We start from the raw sequence: 20,589 nt of genomic DNA, 5'->3' as shown, positions 1-20,589 counted from the left end.
AATAGTTTTTTTTACAGTGGTGTATTTGATATCTAAACTAAACATGAAACCACTTAAACTGAACAACACTTACCTACACCTATACAAACCAACTCAAAATGGATTAACCGAATACCCTTTTTGCGCCAGGCGAGCGTGGGCTGTCATGGCTGATAAGTCCATTACCACTCCGTCTATCAAGGCGCTTTTTTCAACGCCATGAGCCGCAGCAGACTGCCCGCACACTATCACTTTAACGCCTTGCTCTATCAAAGCAGTAAGTAGAACTTCATTGCCGTTAGGTTGCCCCTTGCGCTGTTTGAAGAGTTCAGTCTTTAACATTTCTTCTGTGGCAGAACCGTGAACCACAAGCGCAAGCGAAAGATTTTCCGGCTTCACACCGTTAGCTACGTGCATATTAATAAACCGCGCCAGCGACTCAAACTTGCGGTTAACCTCACCGGGGTTTGCCGCTTTGGCTACGTCAAATGCAACCTTGAATGCCTGATTTTCAGTAAAACTAACGCCTTCCACAGGCGCATGCTTTCCAAAAGAGCTAAACACTGGGCCATACTCAAAATTTGATTTTGCTGAAACCTGCCCCGTTATAAAGAACGCTACTGCCAACACAAGTGCCGCTTTGCTGTTCACTTTTGTCAAACTCATTTCCATATTCCTTGTACTTTAACGCGCAGGTAGCGCTGTTTTATAAACTTCAAACGTCATATTGCTTACATCACTGCCCGCATCTTGAATTTTGCTGTTCGTATAGTAAAGCGAACCATTATAAATACTAAAGGTATCAGCCCAGTTCACAACATCGCCTTTTACTAGGGTGCGAAGGTCGAGACTCGGTGTAAGATACTGCACCTCTTGCTTTTCTAAGTCAGCTAAATAAACGTTGCCCTCGTGATAAATCATGCCATCTGGCGCGCCTGTTGTTGCGACTTTGCGCACTTTTTTAGCCAATACCTCATTTGAGGCTTTCTTTATATCTGAGGTATTAATGGCATACAGTGAATAACCTGACAAAGCATGGAAATATAATGTGTCGTTCAACGTATCTAACGCGATGCCGTCTGATTGAACAGTCATATTGAAAGGCTTACCTTGAATACTTAAAGACTCTACCTCAGCTTTTGTCGTTTCATGATTATCTAAAATGCGATAGCTGGTATTGTCATCGAGGTTATACACCACTAAGCCCGCATGAGCCGAATCCGTCATGTATATGCGATTTGTGTCTTCGTCTACGCGTAAATCGTTAATGTAAGAATCAGAGTGATAAGCATCTTCACTGAGGATCAAGGTTCCTTCGATTTCATTTGAAGCTAAATCCACGACAAACAAACGAGGCGCATCCACTACCCCGTTGAATTTTGGGTTGCGGGTGTCCAACACATACAGTTTATCTTTGTGGGCAACCACTGACTGCACGGCCAAAAAGCAATCCTTTCTTACCTCGCTTTGCGCTACGCACTCGTTTGCTTCATTATTAGGATATGCAACAAACTCTCCGTTATCGGTAACCTGAGCCACAGAAAACCCTACGCCGTCTCGCCAATTGGGCGCGTTTACAAATACTCGCCCATCGTTACTTACCGTCACGCCAGTAATTTGTGTGCCTTTAATGTCGCCGACCAATTCAACTTGAGAATCATATGCTTCGTGTGCTGCTGCATTAATAGAAAAAACGGCCGCTATCGCAGTAGCTGTTAACGTGCGTTTATTATGCATACCCTTTACCTTCAAACCTTTTCTTAAGACATAGCCGCTCGCCTACCGTAAACTTCTACGCGTACGCTTTAGCATGCGTATTAGAAAGTAGGTAAGCAACTTTAGATAACTAAGCATACGGTTTAAACACCGTGGCAGAGCACAATTCGACGACGAGTGACGACAATTCAGCGAATTATGCTCAGTGAGCAAAAGGCTGTGGCCTTTTGTTACCACATTTAGTGTTAATTCAGATCTAAAACAGGGTATTGTGTCGTTAAAGTTAGCAATCGTTAAACATTTCTGCTGACAGAGCATCCTTTTAACAGCAGCAATTTAGAGGGAAATTATTATGGGAAGTAGCACTTCAACAGAATGTCATAAAAGTTTTTGGCAACAGAAGTATGGTATTAAGTCAGTCTTGTTGTCGTTTTTAAGTTTAGCGTTAGTTGTTGGGTGCGCTAGCAAACCTCAAGTAAGCGTAGATGACACGCAAAACTTTGCTGACATTAAAACCTTTTACATTCAATCGCCGTTGAATCCTATTAATGAAACTCTTGCTAACCATTTGTCTTCAACCATAACCGAGCGCCTGGTTACAAAAGGTTTAACGCCAACAACAGAGAACGAGGCCGATGTGTCAGTAGGTTACCTTCCTTCCACCACAACTAAAGAAGATGGAACCACGTTTAATTTAGGGTTGGGTACAGGCACCTTTGGGCGCTCTGGTGGCATTTCTCTCGGAAGTATATTCAGCATACCTGTGGGCGAGCAAACCTCTTTCCAACAAGGTCTTCAAATAGATATCGTGAAAGATGGAAAGTTTATCTATAGCGCTTCAGGTAGTGTTGAACTTGAATCGAAAGACAGCATTAGTATTCAAAACAAGCTTGATGAACTAGTAACAAGCTTACTTGAACAATATCCAGCAAGAATTAATAAGGACTAGCGAAACACATTTATCAAGCTTGAGAACCATGCTGTTCTTTTAAAAAATGCTGACAACACAATAACGTTGTAGAAAAAAGCGCCATAAAGGCGCTTTTTACTGATTAAACGTGGTATGAATTAGCCGTGCTGACGCTGCTTTTTGCCACGTTTCTTTTTCATATCATCGAACTTCTCAAGTTGCTCATCGGTTAAAATATCCGCTACTTTCATGCGAAGCTCTGCGCTTTTAAGAAAGCGAGCTTTGGCTTTTTCAGCTTTTTGCTCTGCAATCGCATTTACCTTTTCTTGATAGTTCGCGTCGTCTGGGTTTAGGCCCGCTAGTGCATGCATTTTTCTGCGCTTACCTTCTTCACCCATTTCAGCTCTTTTTGCCTGACGCTCAGCTTTAAGCTCCTCTTTCAATGCCTCAAACTGCACTATTTGCTCGTCAGTTAGATCAAGTACTCTTTCCATTTTATGCAAAGGTAAGAAATCTCCACTTCTACGTTCATCTGAATTCTTACCGCCTGCGTAAGCAGTGGTTGCGATACATGCACTTAATAAAACACCGGTAATTAATTTTTTCATCTTAATCTTCCTACTTGTTTTGCCATGTTTATGCATGACGTTAAAAAATAATGTTGTTTCATCAACGGAATTAAGTATGCGTGAATCAATCGATAAGTAGGGTTAAGCTAGTGTAAAGTTCGGTAAAGTTGAAAAACACTGCAGTTAATAGGGATAATATTCGGGGCATGGAAAATGAAAAAATAAACGTTTTACTCGTCGACGATGACAAAGACTTGTGCGCCTTACTTAAAGAATTTCTAGAAGGGGATGGCTTTCGTGTAGATGCTATTCACAGCGGCGATGAAGCAATAAAAACACTACTCAACACCGATCAGTACGACACCGTAGTGCTGGATATTATGATGCCCGGTATGTCGGGCCTTGATGTGTTGAAATCAGTAAGGGCCGAAAAGCAAACCCCTATTCTTATGCTGACAGGTCGTGGCGATGACATAGACCGAATTGTAGGCCTTGAGCTGGGTGCTGATGATTACTTACCTAAGCCTTGTAACCCAAGAGAGCTTGGTGCCCGTATCCGCGCCATCATTCGAAGAACACAATACCTGAAGGCCACGCCCTCAGCTTCGCCAAGTGAATTGCATGGAATACACCTAGATCTAGGTGCACGGCAAGCAACCGTTAATGGTAAAGCTCTTACGCTAACTGGCGCTGAATTCAATGCACTCAGCTATCTCATGGAGCGTGTAGGACAAACTATATCGAAGCAAGAAATGACGCAGGAAGTATTAAAACGTCCATTAGAAGCTTATGACAGAGCGATGGATGTCCACGTAAGCCGAATTCGTCAAAAGCTGTCAGCAGTCGGTGTTTCGAACGTCATTCAATCTGTTCGCGGCGTGGGCTATCAAATGCTTACTGCTCCTCAGCAACCAGAATAGAAGATATGGATCATGATAAGTAACATCAAATGGTCGGACATAAAAGCCAACTTAGGGATTAAGCGCTTGTTCTGGCGAATTTTTGTTGCTTTTTGGATTGCAAGCCTAGCGGTTATGGCGGCAACTGGCTACGTCTTAGTAAACGAATATGCCTCAAGTAACTATACTAAACGTTTTTTTGACGATGCGACCAATCAGGCAGAAAGAATTGTATGGCGATACGAGCATGAAACGTTTACAAAAGGCAGGACTAGAAACGAGATTAAAGAGTGGATTAAACGAAGAAATGGCCGAGAAAACCAGCTAATCCCCATGTTAATATCCTCGGTAGATGGCGATGCAATTTATCACTACCGAATGAATAAGGTGCCTGAGGACCAACGGGTAACACGTGAAATCTATGGCCCTTCAAACACGCAGTACATCGTTCAATTTAGACAACCGCAAACGCCGCGGATCTATAAACACGTGTTAAGCCGCTTTCAGTCAGTACAGTTTGTATTTATATTTTTAGCCTCGGCATTAGTAAGTGCCCTACTTAGTTGGAGCATTGTAAAACCGATTAAGTATTTAGGCGCCTTTAGTCGAAAATACGCCAACGACCAAACAGCGACGCAGGTTCCCTCTCAGCTGCTTTCTCGTGGAGACGAACTCAGCGATTTAGCAGCCGATATAAACTTTATGGTTCGTAAAACCTCCGATGCTATAGAGGCACAAAAAAGGTTATTGCACGACGTGTCCCATGAATTGCGCGCACCACTAGCTCGGCTTCAAACGTCAGCAGCAATAATCGAACAGCATCAACCAGATAACAAACACGTTCTGCAGATACATAATGACTGCCACCGAATGGACCAACTCATTCAGCAAATTCTGAACTTTTCAACGCTAGAACATACACCACAGACAGCTGAACCTTGCGATGTGATTGCGTTATGCAATCGTGTTTTGGACGATATGGCTATTAACTATCCTGGTATTCCAACTTCACTAGACTTTAGCGAGTCTTGTGAAAAAGAAGCAATAATAAAAGGGTTTCCTGAAGCGCTGCACCAGGCTTTAGACAACATCGTAGGTAATGCATGTAAGTACTCCGACAAAGGGCAGCCAGTATCTGTAAAAGTCTCTGCTGATACTAAAAATGTTGTCATCGTGGTTGAAGACAATGGCGTAGGCGTAGATAACGATGAAATTGAAAAGTTGATGCAGCCGTTTTACCGAGCTGGAAATCAGATGCATACCGAAGGCTTTGGACTGGGTTTAACCATTGCGCTAAAAGCAGTGGAAAAGCATGGCGGAACGCTTGTCATGCAAAGTCCAGAACAAGGCGGGCTTAGGGTTGAAATTACGTTACCTAAGAACACACCAAAACAATTGTGAAACATCTTTTTCTGGAAAGCAGCCTGGACTTATCAATGGCACAATGCGTTCACTTGATAAATGATGGCTTACTGCACAAAATCGATTCCACGACCAAGTTTAACTAGTTACCAAAAATAGAGGAAGTCGACGCGAATTAGCGTTATGCTTGGCGGCATGAAGAAGTGCAGATTAACATAATGGCAACGCAGCAGCCGCTTTCCGTTCAGCAAAACCTTACCATTAGGTTATTGCGAGTATTAAGGTATAACAAGGCCCGCATCGAACGTGCGCTTACCCTCATGCCTGATAAGCACAAACCACTTTTTCATGTGCTTCCATTTCTAGTTCACATAAATCACGAAGATCTTCCTGGTTATATTGCCCCGCTTTCGTCCGGCGAAAGCGTACCTTTTGGCATCAATAACTATTCTTTTCGACCTGATATAGAAAAAGCGCTTATACGGTCTTTCCCAACGAAGAATCATCTATTCTCTGATATCAAGCAGATCTGGCCTAGACAGCGAGCCATTGAGTCACTCGTACTCATGGGTAGCGTGGGCACTATTGCGCAAACCGATGACTCAGACTTCGATTTTTGGGTGTGCATTGAAGGCCATCGCTTTTCAGAAACTGAACTTTCCTTACTACAACAAAAGCTAACTGCTATTGAAAAATGGGCGGAAAGTACCTTTGACATTGAAGTTCACTTCTTTTTATCTGAGATAGAGAAAGTAAAGGCAAATGACTTCGGTATTGCTGAGGGTGAAAGCGCAGGCTCTGCACAAGCACTGTTTCTAAAAGCAGAATTTTACAACACCAACATAGTGGTAGCGGGAAAAGCGCCCTTTTGGTGGCTTACTCCAGAAAAAACCAGCGAGAAGCAATATCAGGCTATTTATAACAGTCTGGAAAAAGGCGGCTCACCAGATTTAGACTGGTTTATGGATTTAGGCCACTTAGAAAAACTTGATGCCAGTGAACTGTTTGGTGCAGCCATTTGGCAACTGGGAAAAGCAATGGACTCCCCATTCAAGTCGGTTTTGAAAATGGCAAAGCTCGAAGTCTACTTAGCCAATATTACCCACGGGCAGCCCCTTTGTAATCTGCTTAAAAAGCACGTTCATCGTGGGGTTGAAGCACCGGGTCGCGTCACAGACATCGACCCTTACGCATTGATGTTTGACGAACTTATTACCCACTATAAAGCCAACGGGCAGCCCGAGGACATTGAGATATTGCAGCAATGCTTGTACTTAAAATGTGCATGCCCATTAAGTCAGCCGCTTTTTGAGGGAGAGAAGCCAAACTTTAAACGCAGAATTTTGGCGTCTTATGCTAGACAATGGGGGTGGAGCCGAAAGCAAATTCACCACCTAGACAACCAACAGGATTGGACATTTAGTGAGCGTGTACAACTTAGTCGCCGTGTTCATAGTTTTCTTTTGAAGTGCTATCGACGTATTTCTAAAGAGCTTAGCGACCACCAGCAAGTTATGGACGAAAAGGACATGACGGTGTTGGGCAGGCGCTTAAGTACCTATTACGCAAAAAAAGAAGATAAAATAGAATTTCTTCGGCGCGCCTTCGACGAAAGCCTTTACTGCGAAAAAATCACTATCGCCATGCGCCAGCTTAAAAACGGTGATGAAGTATGGTCTGCCTATGCCGGTGATTTGTTGAGTAAATCCGGCATTATTGATGAAGCACAGAAAATATCCCAAGCGCCTAGTGCGATTGCGCTAATGATATGGTTGGTCTCAAGTAAAATAATTGATACTCGCAGTAAAGTTTATTTAGATTATAACTATGGCGAAGTAAGTGAATTAGACCTTAACGATCTTCTGAAGCACTTGTGCAAGCATTTCCCGCCCGTCAGAGTGTCGTCCCTCCCCCGAAATGACCTACTTGCTCCTGAGCGTATAACCGCATGCTTCTCTATTGTGAATTTTCCCACTTTACGTCAAAAAGCTACGGTTGAAGATGTGGCGGTAATCTATAAAACGTCTTGGGGGGAAACGTTTTTAAAATTCGGCAATGATGTGTTGGATACCTTATGGTACGACCTTCAGGAAGTATCTCCTAAGCCATCATGTTACGTAATGGTTCCAAGAGGAAACCAACAATCGCGTATTTTAGGCGAATTTTTAGAGTCAAACGAACTTAACTTTAACGTGCTCTACTAAAAAGAACTACACGCTTTTTTAACACGTCGTCACGCCAATGCCGACGCCTTAGCCTATTTGTCTCACGTTTTCAGGCACTCCCCTGATCTAAAATACGAAAGCACTGAACATATTTCTCTTCTCTTACAAAACTGGTTTAAAAAACACACAAAAAAACCTTGCTCTTTAGAATTACAAGTGTAATCTAAATATATCGACTACAACTGTAATCAATAAATTAGATATGGTCACTATGAGTAAAATGTCAGATAAGCCCGAAATTTCGAACGCCGAATTTGAAGTACTAGACGTACTGTGGGACGACCACCCCGCTACATCAAGTCAAGTGGTTTCAAGGTTAAATGATAAAAAAGACTGGCACGAAAAAACCGTAAAAACCCTATTGGGTCGCTTGGTAAAAAAGGAAGTATTAGGTTTTGAAAAACAGCAGCGTCAGTACCTTTATTACCCACTGATTGCGCGCGAAGACTATACGAAAAAAGAAGCAGCGAGCTTCGTTAGTCGCCTGTTTAAAGGGAAAATCGCGCCTATGGTCGCCGGGTTTGCAAATCAAAACTCATTGTCTAAGCAAGATGTGAACGAGCTTAAAGCGCTTATAAAAGAGTGGGAAGAAAATAATGATTGATTGGATTATCGCTCAACAAGGCATTTTGTCTCTCACGCTCATTTTACTCATTGCTTCTGAGCACTTTTTCACACCTAAATTAGGTGCCTCATTAACCTATAAGCTATGGGCGTTGATACCAGGCAGCTTGATAGTTAATAACCTTCCGCTGTCGATGGTTAGTATCCCGTCAAATAACTTTGCGCGCTATGTAGTGGGTGTTAAACCTTCAGTGAATACTGTTGCGTTCGAAACTTGGTTTACTCTTTGGGCCATAGGCGCAAGCATTATCACTGCCTATGTTTTAGTACATCATATTACAACATGGACATCGATAGGGAAGCGACGCGCTATCCACACCAATGCCTACTATTCCAGCAAGGCAGCCACCCCTATGTTATTTGGTTTCATCGCGCCCAAAGTGCTTATTCCCTTTTCATTTAAAAGCACGTTTTCAAAACAGCAACAAGCGCTGGTATTGGAACATGAAAACGTTCATCGCAAACATTATGACCACCTGTGGAATACGCTAGCACTCACTATCGCCATTCTATTTTGGTTTAACCCACTAGTTTGGCTTGCGCTTAAGTCTTTCAGAATAAACCAAGAGCTGGCTTGTGATCATGCTGTACTAAAAAACAAGACAGAGAAGGAAAAACTCACCTATGCAAAAGCACTTGTGCAGTGTGCCGAGCATTGTTCACGCACTATAAATTTGTACCCAACCTTTGGAGAAAAGACGACTATGATCAAACGTCTAAATGCTATAAAACAACCTATGCGCAGCAATAAAGTACTGGCAGCGAGCGTACTTTCTGTTGCAGCTTTACTGACTATTAATACCGCATTGGCTAATGTGCCTCAGCCGCCGCCAAAAGCTGATGCCAACATGGATAAATCAAAAGTTAATGAAGCATCACCAGTTAAACGCGTCCCACCCATCTACCCAGAAAAAGCAGAACAAAATGAACTTGAAGGTTTTGTCGTGCTCTCTTTCGATATCACTGAAACAGGCGCAACAAATAATGTAAAAGTGGTTAAATCTCAGCCAGCGGGCGTGTTTGATAAAAGTGCTAAAGTGGCATTAAAACAGTGGGAATATAAACCACGTATTCAAGGTGGCAAAGGCGTCAGACAAACTGGGCTTCTCGTCCAATTAGACTATCAACTGGGCTCGCAACTCGATACCACGAATGCTGGAAAGAACGCTTCTCCAAATGTAGAGCGTATAATCATTCCGCCAGAAACAAATTAAGCAAGGCCAACAATCAGTCAGAATATTAAAAGGAGCACACCGCTCCTTTTAGTGTTTTGTCTAATTGACTTAATTTTTCGTTGATCCAAACTAGCCTAGATCTCACTATTGCGTACTGCCTAGCTCCACTTCAGTTAAGTAAAAGTGTAAAGCACCTTTACATTTTACATGAAGAAAACACCGCTTTTCTAAGGTAGAATGTAAGTAATCACATACCTTAATACTTCTAATTTATGGAAGGTTTAGATAATCGATAGCTAATAACTACGATTATTTGCAATCGCTTAACGCCATTAGGGCTTTTACTTTTTTGGCGTACAACAAGGAAACTTACTATGAACCGTTTCGCTTTAGCACCTGCTGTGCTTGCTCTTACCGTCTTTACAACAAACGCAAACGCCAATATCGACCAGCTTAAAGGCCTTTTAGGCGATAAGAAAGCTGACTCGACTGTTACTACTAGTAGCCTAACTGAAATGGCAACAAGTGCTGCGTCTGGTATCGACCTATCTAGCTTGATAGGTACAGTTTCTGACAATCTTAATGTATCTGAAACGCAGTCAGAGGGCGGTATTGCCTCTATTATGAACTATGTTCAAGGTAACCTTTCTAGCGGTGACTATGCGCAACTGGCAAACAGTATTCCTGGCATTGATGGCCTACTTGAAAATGTGCCGTCACTTAGCAGTGATACAGCTGCAAGTTCTAGCTCGTCACTAACTGGCTTGCTTAATAAAGCCTCTGAATATAGCTCTACACTTAAATCTGTAAATGACTTGAAACAACAGTTTGAAGCGCTTGGCTTATCAACTGATATGATTGCCAGCTTTGCCACGCAAATTAGCTCATATTTAAATGTAAATGCCGACGAAGAAACACAAGCACTCTTCAAATCTGGCCTAGATAATTTGCTAGCGGCTCTGTAGTCTATTAGAAGCGTATTGATATATGCAGCCTTGCATAAATCAATACGCTTTAAATCTTTTTTGCAAGGCTGCATTTCTAATGGCAACCTTGCTCATCTTTTCATTCTCAATTACGCAGCCTAATCGCCTATGCAAAATGCAACATCTTGGTTTTCAGCGAAACCAAAGTGGTTTCGGGTTTCTACCTACCTTGTCCTTTTCTATCTTATTTATGCCCTGCTTTTAGGCGCAGTAACTCCTGCGGTACTAGAGGCAAAGTTACCTAACCTAATAAAAGAAAATACAGGCCGAAATGCCACGGTAAAAGATATTGCAATAAACCCTTTTCTATTGAAGGCAGGCATTACTGATTTTGTCATCTATTCAGAAATTAAGCCATCAACCACCAGTAATAGTGACGAGCAGAGTAAAAATAGCAGTGAAAGCGATACTAACAGTGAATTGTTACGCGACCGTTTTTTCAGTGTCGATAATATTTCATTAGACATCGGTTTTTGGAAAACATTATTTACTCTTACTCCTGCGGTTGAGTCTTTAAGCATCAAGTCGCCATATGCAAAAGTGGCACGGTTAAATGCCGATAGCGACACACTAACATTTAACTTTTCCGACATTCTTTCCCACATTGAGAAGCGCAGTACAAATGAGAAAGATGAAGAGAAAGAGGTATCTGACGGGCAGCTCCCTAGAATAACATTAGGTCAATTTAAACTAAGTAACGGCCATATTGTTTTAGAAGACGAAATTACCGATACCTTGCTTGATTACCCTGAATTGGACGTTGCACTTCAAGATCTAGATACGCATGCTGTAATTAGTGTTAATGACAATAGCGAAGCAGCGTTTAATCAATACCAGTTTGATTTGCTTACCGCCGAAAAAGGCAAAATTTCGATTAAAGGTGAGTTCCAACTGTCTCCCTTTAAAGTTGCTACAGACGTTGCGATAAGTGACTTTGCTTTAGCACCGCTTTGGTCGCTATCGAAAGATTTGGTAGAAGCGAAACTAGTGGACGGCACGGTTAACTTAAGCCTTCGAGCACAGGCTTTTGAAGAGGGAGAGGCGTTTCAGTTTTTACTGGAAGGCGGTGAGTTTTCCGTCAATAACTTGGTGTTTAGTTCCACTGCATCATCACCCACATCATCAGCCGCGTCATCAAGCTCGCCAGATAGTGTCAGTACCTCGAAAGAGATCCTCGCCATCCCTTCATTTGCCGTTCACGACATAAACGTAAATGGCGCAAAGCAGCAGGTAAATATTGCTAAAGTTGCGCTAGACGATGTCAGAGTGTCTGGCTTGTTTGACGAAACAGGGCTCGATTTACAACGCCTGTTTACACCTAAAAGTCTGACCGCTTCTGCTACTCAAGCAAGCGCCAAAGCGAACACAAATTCGCCTTCTGAGCCCGAAGTAAAGGAAAAGAGCCGTCAGCTTAAAGAACAAATAACACCTCAGCTAGAAGGTGAAATAACACCTGAAACTGACAACAGCGTTGATGCAGAGACCGTTTCGCCAGAATCAACAGGCGAAGAGATGCAAACAGCAACCCAAACTAAAAATGGCTCACCGGAACTAGAGCAAGAGACGACATGGAAAGTAGCGCTACAAAAGTTTGCATTCAATAACGGCACCGTTGATATGCTAGAGCGCAGCATAAGTAATGGCACCTACTATAGAATTAGTCGATTGGATATTGAAAGCGGTGAAATCACCACTGATTTATCTAAACCCATTTCTTACACCACAAGCCTACAAGTCTCTGCCGATCCCCAAGCCTTTAGCAATACATCAAAAGGTACCCTGACAAGTAGCGGAAGCCTAGTTATTGCAGAACAAGAGGTGCAAGGCAAAGCAGCCATTGAGCAACTAGCACTTAATCAGTTTCAGCAATATGTTTCACCCTACGCTAACGTCACCCTTGAAAAAGGCCTTTTCAATCTGAATGTTGAATTTGACGCTGCAGTTAGTGATAAGGGAACTGAAGCATTAAACGTTAAGGCAAATACAAAGGTGTCTGACTTAAGTGTTCTAGATGACGCCAAAGAGCCGTTGTTGCAATGGCAATCTTTAATAGTAGACGATATTGATTTTAACCACGCTTTAAACCAGCTAAGCGTAGACAATATTCAGTTACAAGCTCCCTTCGCTCGACTCATTATTGACGAAGCCAAGCAAACCAATGTGAGCAAGCTAGTTGTTTCCTCAAAAGAAAACAACAATGAAGAGCAGCCCGCTAAGAGTGATATCGCTGGTGAACCTGACAGCATAAACCCAGCAAATTCGGCAGCATCTATTACTAGTGAAAAGACATCTTCAAACACTGAAGAGCTTGCTATTGCCGTGAACGCTATATCAATAGAGAACGGTAAAGCCTACTTTGCTGATCACTCATTAACACCGAAATTCGCGTCGGCCATAGAAAGCCTAAATGGCAAAGTAACAGGCATAGACTCCCGTTCAGATACGCCAGCTAATGTGGATATCACTGGAAAAATAGATAACTATGCACCGGTAAAACTAGCGGGCACCATTCACCCTTTAAAAAGTGACCTAGACCTAGATTTAAATTTCTCTGTAAAAGGCGCTGAACTGACTTCAGTTAACCCCTACTCTGGCACCTACATGGGCTATTACATTGACAAAGGCTTGTTGTCATTAGCCGTGCAATACAAGCTAAACGGGAAAGTGCTGGAAGGTAAGAATCACGTGGTTATCGACCAGCTTACGTTAGGCAAAAAATCTAATTCTGACCAAGCGCTAAGTTTGCCGCTTGGGCTCGCTATCGCGCTGCTAGAAGATAGCAACGGCGTTATTGATTTAGGTTTAGATGTATCTGGAGACGTAGACAGCCCAGATTTCAGCTTTGGCTCTATAATCCTTAATGCTATTGGCAATATCGTTATCAAGGCTGTGACCGCGCCGTTTTCGCTACTAGCAAATCTGGTTGGCAGCGATGACGAGCTAGACAGCGTTGCGTTTGGATTTGGAGAACATTCACTCGGCGCGGATGCACAGGAAAAGCTGAATACCCTAGCCGAGGCGTTAAAAAAACGCCCAGGGCTTAGAGTGAACATTGAAGGAACGGTAAATGCGGTATCAGATTCAAGTACGCTGGCACAACGCCAGTTAAACACCACGCTGTTTGCAAAAAGTGGGCTTGTTGAACCATCTAGAATTTCAGGCAATGGGAGTGCGAACGAGAGTACTTCTGCCGATAGTGAGGTTGAAAATCCCAGCAACAGTGATAGCGCGCAAGATGAGTCATTAACTGGCAGCCGTGTACCACTGGAAGGTCCACTAGCCGACGCCCTTTTGTCACATTATGTAGAGATGTTTACGCCAGACCTTGATCAAGAATATAAGAAGATGGTGGCTCAGTTATACCCTGAGTTAGTAAGTGAAGGTAAAGGTCAAAACAGTAATGATGACCTTATTGACGCGATTAACGAAGAGGACGTGCAAAGAGCGCTGATGATTGCCCGTTACAACACGCTTCGCAATAGTATCGACATTCCTGAAAGTGAGTTAATTGAACTTGCCGACTTGCGCAGTAAAGCGGTAAAAAGCTATTTAGCCAACGAAGGGGAAATTGAAGCAAGTCGTTTATTTTTGCTTAATACTCAGCATGACTTACATACTGAAGTTAGCGGTGTTGAGTTAACCTTGGAAGCGAACTAACGAAAAAAAGGGTAGCCGCTTTCTCTGGGCTACCCTTTTCCTGGAATACTTATTTGAAATTTCCAGCTAACCAAATGCTGCAAGCAAGAGCCTTGAGAACCTCTAGGCTACTTTTTCAAATGCGGTGCACAGGTTGCGGATACATTAGACGCATTAAAAATTTCTATCCAGTAACCATCAGGGTCTTTAATGAATGCGATGCCTTTCATAGAGCCATCGTTTAGGCCTTTTTGAAAAGGAACGTCTAACGATGCAAACCTTGCGCACGCAGCTTCAGCATCAGGTACATGAAAACCAATGTGACCAAAACCTTTAGGCTCGGCATTACCGTTATGATAGCTAACGGTTTCTGGCGTATCGCCCCAGTTATGTGTTAATTCAAGCATTGCTGGGCGACCGAAAGTCTGCTGGGTACGTTCATTTTCATCATCGGCAATATCAGAGAAATCATCACCTGCCGCCAAAAAATAAAGGCTGAACTTCATTTCTTCAAAGTCTAGACGTTTAATGAGCGTCATCCCCATCACTCGCGTGTAAAAGTCTAGCGATCGCTTAGGGTCCGCAATGCGCAGCATAGTTTGATTGAACACAAAGCCTTGTGTGGCGGCATCTTTTTCTTCATACAGGCCTTCGGCCTTATCAAAATGTCGGCTCATAATTTTTCCCTTTTACTCTATTGAAATAAATTTAGTTATTTTCCTTTTTAACTTCTCTTACAAAGTTAACTACTTTCGAGACAAATTCGTCGGTATCAAATACCGGATCGCCATGGCGCTTACCTTTAACAAGGAATAACTCACTTGGCACGCCAAAATGGTCTAGGCGGCGACTTAATAATTCGCTTTGCGAAGCGGGTACTACGCCATCATCAAGTCCATGGAAAATAATAAAAGGCGGCGTTTCGTTATCTATATAAGTGGTCGGCGAGGCTTCTCGCGCTAGAGCTTCGTTGGCCAGCGGAGATTCACCCAAAAATTGAGCTTCTGCGGCATCAGGCGCGTCGTGATCCACTTTGCCGCTGTTACCCCGCAAGGCCATAAGATCAGAAGGCCCAAAAAAGTCGACCATACCAATAACGCGGTAGCGCGGCTTTGCATCAAGAAATGGAGCGTCGTCGTTGTTTGATGTTGTCAAAAGCGAGGCCAGATGCCCTCCCGCTGAGCGCCCCATCATGATCACGTGATCAGCGCTTAGTTTAAGATTATCGCTATTATCAACTAAGAAATTAATCGCATCGTTTATGTCATTGGGTGCTGCAGGATAAATAGCCTCACCGCTAAGTCGATAATTTACTGCCGCAACCGCTACACCTTCATTGAGCAAAGAGGCGACTAAATTACCATTTTTGGACAGGGTTTCGTTTTTACTCCCTCTCATCCAAGCACCACCATGAACCCATACGGCGAGTGTAGGGGCAGTTTCAGAGGAAGTTGGCATGTATAGATCCAATGCTAAACGTTTACCATTAACTGTCTTGTAAACTATAGACTGGGGGCTAATGTTGTCTACATTTAAAGATGGCGTTTCGGCCTTGTAGCTCTTTGTTTCGCTCTTATCGCTTTTAGTCGTACCGCACCCTACTAGCATGATTGCTATACCTAGAAGCGTAGCAAGCCCAAAAGTAAACCGCATAAATGAAAACTCCATCCTATGTTGATTGAAGTCAGTAAGCCTAACAAGCTCTCAAGCACTGGCAAATGGAAGTCATCTAGCGGTGAACTTTATTCACCGCTTTTTAGCAGGTAGCTCACCCCACACAGATGTATTAGTTTGCTTCTTGCCTTTCTGCATTTCATTGTTAGCACTGTGGCTAACTGAGCGCTTTGCCTTGTTAGTTGCCGACGATGTAACTCCTGGCTTGTTAGTATGAGGATTATTCTCGTTCGGTTTACCTTTAACGCGTTTACTATCGTTTGGCCGATCCTCGTCTGACACTTTAGCGGCTGGCTTGTTAAGACTTGTTTGCGCGCTGCGGCCGGTACCTGATGAATCAGGTCGATACTTTTTCACCATACCTTGCAATAAATTACGGACCACTTGATCACCCGCTGGTTTGTAATTGCGATGGTCTGGCTTTCTAAACAATGCAGAAAGTTCACTTTTGCTAATTCTAAAGCCAGCCAGTTGAAGTACTTCAATCATATCTTCATCTTTGTAACTCATTGCTATACGAATTTTGCGAAGTACTTCGTTGTTACTTAATCGCTCTTTTGGCCCAAGCTCTCTGGGCGCTTGCCCTTCTTGTCGGCCTCGGTTCTTTATAATCAATCCATCAAGAAACAGCGCAATAATCTTATCACGACACGGCAAATAACCCGCTTCATCTTCTCGCTTCATTACGGCATGTAAATAGTCAATCTCCATATCGTAGTTAACTAATTTAAAAATACTTATTGCGGCGGTGTCGTTTATAGCTAATGCATAACGAAGGCGACGTAGAACATCGTTGTGAATCATGTAAGTAGGCCTGAAAGGTGGAGTAGCCAATAAGCGGCATAGATTAAAGGTGTAGAGCGATCCGCTCTTTTTTATATTTTACACCACTTAAGCATTTCCATCTATCACGGGCTAAAAGCAAGCGTCACCAGTTGGCTCATGGTGAAACCAAATTAACTTTGATGGCGTAACCATATTGTAAATCTCGTCACGCTCATTTCACTGGAGTACCGAAATTGAGCTCATTGGTAAAAGGAACCTTCCATGGCAACGTTAAATCTCAATGGGAAAGACGTCAGTCTTCCTGATGACCCGCGAACTACACTGTTAGATTTTCTTCATCAACATTTATCACTGTTTGGCACTAAAAAAGGCTGCGACCACGGTCAGTGCGGTGCGTGTACTGTAATCGCCGACGGCGAGCGCATCAACGCGTGCTTAGTGTTTGCCTTTCAGCTAGAAGGCGCTGAAGTTACAACTATTGAAGGTATAGGTAACGGTGCAAATGAAGATGAAGCGCTTCATCCCTTACAACAGGCTTTTATCGAACGCGATGCGTTTCAATGTGGGTACTGCACATCCGGTCAGATATGTTCAGGGGTATCTTTGCTTCGTGAGTTAAGTAATGAAGACCCTAGCGCTGTTACTTACAGCCGTTCACGAAATAGTACAGCATCTCTTAAGGAAGACATCAGCGAACGCATGAGCGGTAACCTTTGTCGATGCGGCGCTTATCCAAATATTGTGGACGCAATCACAGATGTGATTGCTTTGGAGAAACAGTAATGCAGCCATTTAATCTCCATCACTACGACGGCGAAACCCCGTTAGATAATGCCCCGCTAGATAATGTCCCGCTAGATAATACATCACGTTTTTTGGCCGGCGGTACCAACCTAATAGACCTAATGAAATTACAGGTAGAAACGCCTAAAACATTGGTGAGTCTTGCGAAATGGGAAAAAGCTAACGCTATCACCGAAGACGACAATCACTATTATATTGGCGCCATGGTGACTAATTCAAACTTAGCGAAGTTTGCTCACACGCAGCCCTCGCTGTCTTTACTTGCACAAGCTTTATTAAGCGGCGCAACGGTTCAACTTAGAAACCGTGCGACAACGGCCGGCAACTTATTACAGCGTACCCGTTGTTACTACTTCTACGATACAACGAAAGCCTGCAATAAAAGAGAGCCTGGCACAGGCTGTAGCGCTATTAATAGCATGAATAGAATTCACGCTATTTTTGGCACCAGTGAACATTGTATTGCTACCCATCCTTCCGACATGGCGGTGGCCATGATGGCCCTTGACGCACAGGTACATACGCAGCAGCCTGATGGCAACACGCGTCAAATCGCGCTACGAGATTTCTACCGTGAACCGGGCGATACACCACACATAGAAAATCAGTTAGGCGAAGATGAACTTATCACCCATGTCAGCATAGAGAAGAAAGCTAACGGCACACAGTACTACCACAAAGTACGTGACCGTTCTTCGTACGCATTTGCCCTTGTGTCTGTTGCCGCTGGCTTAAAAATTGTCGATGGACGAGTTAAAGACCTTACGCTCGCATTTGGTGGTGTAGGCACCAAGCCTTGGTACCCGCAAAAGGCTATTCGTGTTCTTGAAGGCGCTGAGATAACACCTGAAGTTATATCGCAGGCGGCTGAGTCTGAATTATCTAGCGCAAGAACCTACGGCAGTAACGATTTCAAACCAGAACTATTGCGCAGGACGTTAGAAAAAGTGCTTTTAGAGATAGCAGAACATCAGGAAAAGCACCCCGAGCATGAAGGAGCTTTATATGACAACGCATATCGCTAAAACGGTAGGAACGTCAGTTAGCCGTGTTGATGGCGCTGCAAAAGTAACAGGCCAAGCAAGGTATGCTGCAGAGCATATGAGCGAACGTACTCCTTTAATAGGCTGGGTTGTATCAAGTGACACTGCCGTAGGTGAAATCACATCTCTTAATACAGAGCAAGCAGAACAAGCCGATGGCGTACACGCGGTGATCACACATATTAATGCAGGGCCCCTTAAGCCATTTAGTAAGCCTGAAAATGAAAGCAGGTTTACCCAAAGTCGCGCTGTACTTAACGAACCTCACATTCGTCATTTTGGTGCACCCGTAGCATTAGTTATTGCAGACACTTTGGAGCAAGCACGCTATGCTGCAAGTCTAGTCAGCTATACCATTAATGGTAAAACACCAGACTTACTCACAGAGTTTGATGATGCTACGCAAAAGCCAGAGTCGTTAGATGGTGGATTTGAGGCAGACGCATCTAGCGGAAATAAACCACAGCAAAGCGATATTCGCGCAAGCGTCCAGACAACCTATACCACGCCAAGTCAAATCTCCGCCGCTATGGAGCCTCACGCCACGGTTGCCGATTTTAAAGATGGAAAGCTTGAGGTCTATTGTAGCGTGCAAATTATTGCGACGGCTGTAGAAGCGCTCGCTATCACCCTTGAAATGGATCCAGAAGACATTGTCGTGCAGAGCCCCTTCGTAGGTGGTGGCTTTGGCTCTAAATTAGGTCTTCACTACGATGCAACGCTCGCTTGTATAGGGGCTAGGCATTTAGAGCGCGCAGTAAAGGTGGTGTTAAGTAGACGACAAGTCTTTTATAACACTCCTCACCGCGGGCACAGTACACAACAGATAAACCTTGCGTCTGGTGATGACCATGCACTGCAAAGCGTACAGCACAAAAGCGCTATGCCAAAAGCTAAAGGCTATGAATTTGCCGAAGCAACGGGGGCTGGCGCACGGGTTACCTATAAATCACAGTTTATCGAGAGCACGCATAGGGTTAAAGACGTAGATCTACCGCTTATCGACTCTACCCGCTCTCCCGGAGATGCCATTGGCTCTCTTGCTTTTGAGTCGGCTATTGATGAACTTGCTCACGAAGCAGGTATCGACCCGCTTACGTTTCGCATAAAAAACCTGCCTGTCGTACACCCTATGAAAGGCACGCGGTTTACCACCCACAAATTAGGTGAGTGCCTTCGCCAAGGCGCGCAAAACTTCAATTGGCAGCACAAAGCACAGCCCACACCGGGTAAAAAAATCGGTCATGGCGTAGCGAGCGCTATGCGTATGAATGTGTTGGTAGAGAGTTCCGCTGAAGTTGAATTAAGTGCCAATGGTGAGGTAACGGTTCGTACTGACATGACAGATATTGGTACGGGAACCTACACTATTCTTACTCAAATTGCCGCCGATACTTTAAATACGTCGGTAGACAATGTCACTGTAAAACTCGGCGATAGCCGCTACCCAGCCTCTTGCGGTTCAGGTGGTTCATTCGGAGCCGCTAGCTCTGGTTCGGCGGTGAAAAAGGCGTGTGAAGCGCTTATTGCGAATATTAAAAGCTCACTTCCCTCTGCCCTTAGCCAAGCGGAAGTGCATATTTCAGATGGTCAGATAAAGTTACAGCCTAGTGCACAAGGTAACATTGATGTTACGACTGACACGCACTTGCTAGACGACTTTATCTCTCGCAGCGACTTCCCGTTATCAGCAAGCGGCAAAGTATCCGAAGACGACACCAGCGACGATGAGCAGTACTCCTGCGGCGCGCATTTCGCGGAAGTTGAGGTAGATGAATACACAGGTGAAGTTAGGCTTCTTCGACAGTACGGCATGTTCAGTGCGGGGCAAATTTTAAATATGAAAACGGCGTCGTCTCAAATAAAAGGTGGAATGGTATGGGGCGCAGGCTATGCGCTTACAGAAGGGATCCACCACCATACAGACACGGCAAGCTTCGTAAACCCAGACTTCGGTGAGTATCACGTTGCTGTAAACCGAGACATTGCCGAGGTAAGTTTAGATTTCTTACAAGAGCCTGATTATGCCGCATCGCCGGTAGGCGCAAAAGGCATTGGGGAGCTAGGCATTACTGGAGCAGGTGCCGCTATCGCTAACGCGATTTTTGACGCATGCAAAGTGCGAGTACGAGACTTTCCCATTACTATGGATAAAATAATCGCTGGTAAAAACTAAATAATAAAGGAGCGGTCTAACAAGG

The 20,589-nt window shown here is 43.8% G+C and carries 17 protein-coding genes; 11 read left to right on the top strand and 6 right to left on the bottom strand.

The annotated features are described in order from the left end of the window. Positions 1-93: 93 nt before the first annotated feature. Together ACXACS_RS07680 and ACXACS_RS07675 are read right to left on the bottom strand one after the other, a co-directional pair. Positions 94-645, bottom strand: coding sequence for a DsrE family protein (locus ACXACS_RS07680; protein WP_474805525.1), 552 nt, complete (start codon positions 643-645; stop codon positions 94-96). Positions 646-663: 18 nt separating this feature from the next. Continuing rightward, the gene (locus ACXACS_RS07675) at positions 664-1,716 is read right to left on the bottom strand and encodes an L-dopachrome tautomerase-related protein (protein WP_474805523.1); all 1,053 of its coding nucleotides are present in this window, start codon (positions 1,714-1,716) and stop codon (positions 664-666) included. Positions 1,717-2,047: 331 nt separating this feature from the next. Between ACXACS_RS07675 and ACXACS_RS07670 the strand changes: the two genes are divergently transcribed. Further along, a complete protein-coding gene (locus ACXACS_RS07670) occupies positions 2,048-2,644 on the top strand; it encodes a DUF4136 domain-containing protein (protein ID WP_474805521.1) in 597 nt (198 codons plus the stop codon). 119 nt (positions 2,645-2,763) lie between these two features. On the opposite strand, the gene ACXACS_RS07665 is transcribed toward ACXACS_RS07670, so the two are convergent. Beyond that, positions 2,764-3,213, bottom strand: a complete 450-nt coding sequence (locus ACXACS_RS07665) for a Spy/CpxP family protein refolding chaperone (protein WP_474805519.1) — start codon at positions 3,211-3,213, stop codon at positions 2,764-2,766. A gap of 167 nt (positions 3,214-3,380) precedes the next feature. Here ACXACS_RS07665 and ACXACS_RS07660 point away from each other — a divergent pair, with 167 nt between their 5' ends. From ACXACS_RS07660 to ACXACS_RS07630, 7 genes are all read left to right on the top strand, one after another. Continuing rightward, positions 3,381-4,094: a response regulator gene (locus ACXACS_RS07660; protein ID WP_474805517.1), complete on the top strand. Its 714-nt coding sequence runs from the start codon at positions 3,381-3,383 to the stop codon at positions 4,092-4,094. Between the two features lie 12 nt (positions 4,095-4,106). Further along, positions 4,107-5,474 carry a HAMP domain-containing sensor histidine kinase gene (locus tag ACXACS_RS07655; protein WP_474805515.1) on the top strand — a complete coding sequence of 456 codons (1,368 nt, stop codon included), beginning with the start codon at positions 4,107-4,109 and terminating at the stop codon, positions 5,472-5,474. Positions 5,475-5,653: 179 nt separating this feature from the next. Further along, entirely contained in the window at positions 5,654-7,639 is a 1,986-nt protein-coding gene (locus tag ACXACS_RS07650) for a class I adenylate cyclase (RefSeq protein ID WP_474805513.1), read from the top strand. Positions 7,640-7,871: 232 nt separating this feature from the next. Beyond that, positions 7,872-8,264 (top strand): BlaI/MecI/CopY family transcriptional regulator, encoded by a 393-nt coding sequence (locus ACXACS_RS07645; RefSeq protein ID WP_474805511.1) that lies wholly within the window; start codon positions 7,872-7,874, stop codon positions 8,262-8,264. After that, positions 8,257-9,498, top strand: coding sequence for a M56 family metallopeptidase (locus tag ACXACS_RS07640; protein WP_474805509.1), 1,242 nt, complete (start codon positions 8,257-8,259; stop codon positions 9,496-9,498). Before ACXACS_RS07645 ends, ACXACS_RS07640 begins: the two co-directional genes overlap by 8 nt. Positions 9,499-9,833: 335 nt before the next feature. Then, positions 9,834-10,424 (top strand): DUF2780 domain-containing protein, encoded by a 591-nt coding sequence (locus ACXACS_RS07635; protein WP_474805508.1) that lies wholly within the window; start codon positions 9,834-9,836, stop codon positions 10,422-10,424. 129 nt (positions 10,425-10,553) lie between these two features. Beyond that, on the top strand, positions 10,554-14,102 hold the full coding sequence (locus ACXACS_RS07630) for a DUF748 domain-containing protein (protein ID WP_474805506.1): 3,549 nt from the start codon (positions 10,554-10,556) through the stop codon (positions 14,100-14,102). Positions 14,103-14,209: 107 nt separating this feature from the next. Here ACXACS_RS07630 and gloA read toward each other — a convergent pair whose 3' ends face one another. The 3 genes from gloA to ACXACS_RS07615 all read right to left on the bottom strand — a co-directional run bounded on the left by gloA (position 14,210) and on the right by ACXACS_RS07615 (position 16,559). Next, positions 14,210-14,758 (bottom strand): lactoylglutathione lyase, encoded by a 549-nt coding sequence (gloA, locus tag ACXACS_RS07625; protein WP_474805504.1) that lies wholly within the window; start codon positions 14,756-14,758, stop codon positions 14,210-14,212. 31 nt (positions 14,759-14,789) lie between these two features. Next, positions 14,790-15,734, bottom strand: a complete 945-nt coding sequence (locus ACXACS_RS07620; RefSeq protein WP_474805502.1) for an alpha/beta hydrolase fold domain-containing protein — start codon at positions 15,732-15,734, stop codon at positions 14,790-14,792. Positions 15,735-15,827: 93 nt separating this feature from the next. Beyond that, positions 15,828-16,559 (bottom strand): YehS family protein, encoded by a 732-nt coding sequence (locus ACXACS_RS07615; protein WP_474805500.1) that lies wholly within the window; start codon positions 16,557-16,559, stop codon positions 15,828-15,830. A 243-nt stretch (positions 16,560-16,802) separates the two neighbouring features. Here ACXACS_RS07615 and ACXACS_RS07610 point away from each other — a divergent pair, with 243 nt between their 5' ends. The 3 genes from ACXACS_RS07610 to ACXACS_RS07600 are packed head-to-tail and all read left to right on the top strand — an operon-like array spanning position 16,803 to position 20,564. Then, positions 16,803-17,324: a (2Fe-2S)-binding protein gene (locus tag ACXACS_RS07610; RefSeq protein ID WP_269916918.1), complete on the top strand. Its 522-nt coding sequence runs from the start codon at positions 16,803-16,805 to the stop codon at positions 17,322-17,324. Further along, positions 17,324-18,370 carry an FAD binding domain-containing protein gene (locus tag ACXACS_RS07605; RefSeq protein WP_474805498.1) on the top strand — a complete coding sequence of 349 codons (1,047 nt, stop codon included), beginning with the start codon at positions 17,324-17,326 and terminating at the stop codon, positions 18,368-18,370. The genes ACXACS_RS07610 and ACXACS_RS07605 overlap by 1 nt, the downstream gene beginning before the upstream one ends. Next, positions 18,351-20,564 carry a xanthine dehydrogenase family protein molybdopterin-binding subunit gene (locus ACXACS_RS07600; RefSeq protein WP_474805497.1) on the top strand — a complete coding sequence of 738 codons (2,214 nt, stop codon included), beginning with the start codon at positions 18,351-18,353 and terminating at the stop codon, positions 20,562-20,564. Before ACXACS_RS07605 ends, ACXACS_RS07600 begins: the two co-directional genes overlap by 20 nt. Positions 20,565-20,589: the final 25 nt, after the last annotated feature.

The sequence above is a fragment of the Alteromonas sp. AWM4_230 genome, from assembly GCF_056158305.1.
The sequence above is the reverse complement of the archived record's forward strand: the minus strand, read 5'-3'. Positions and strand labels throughout refer to the sequence as shown.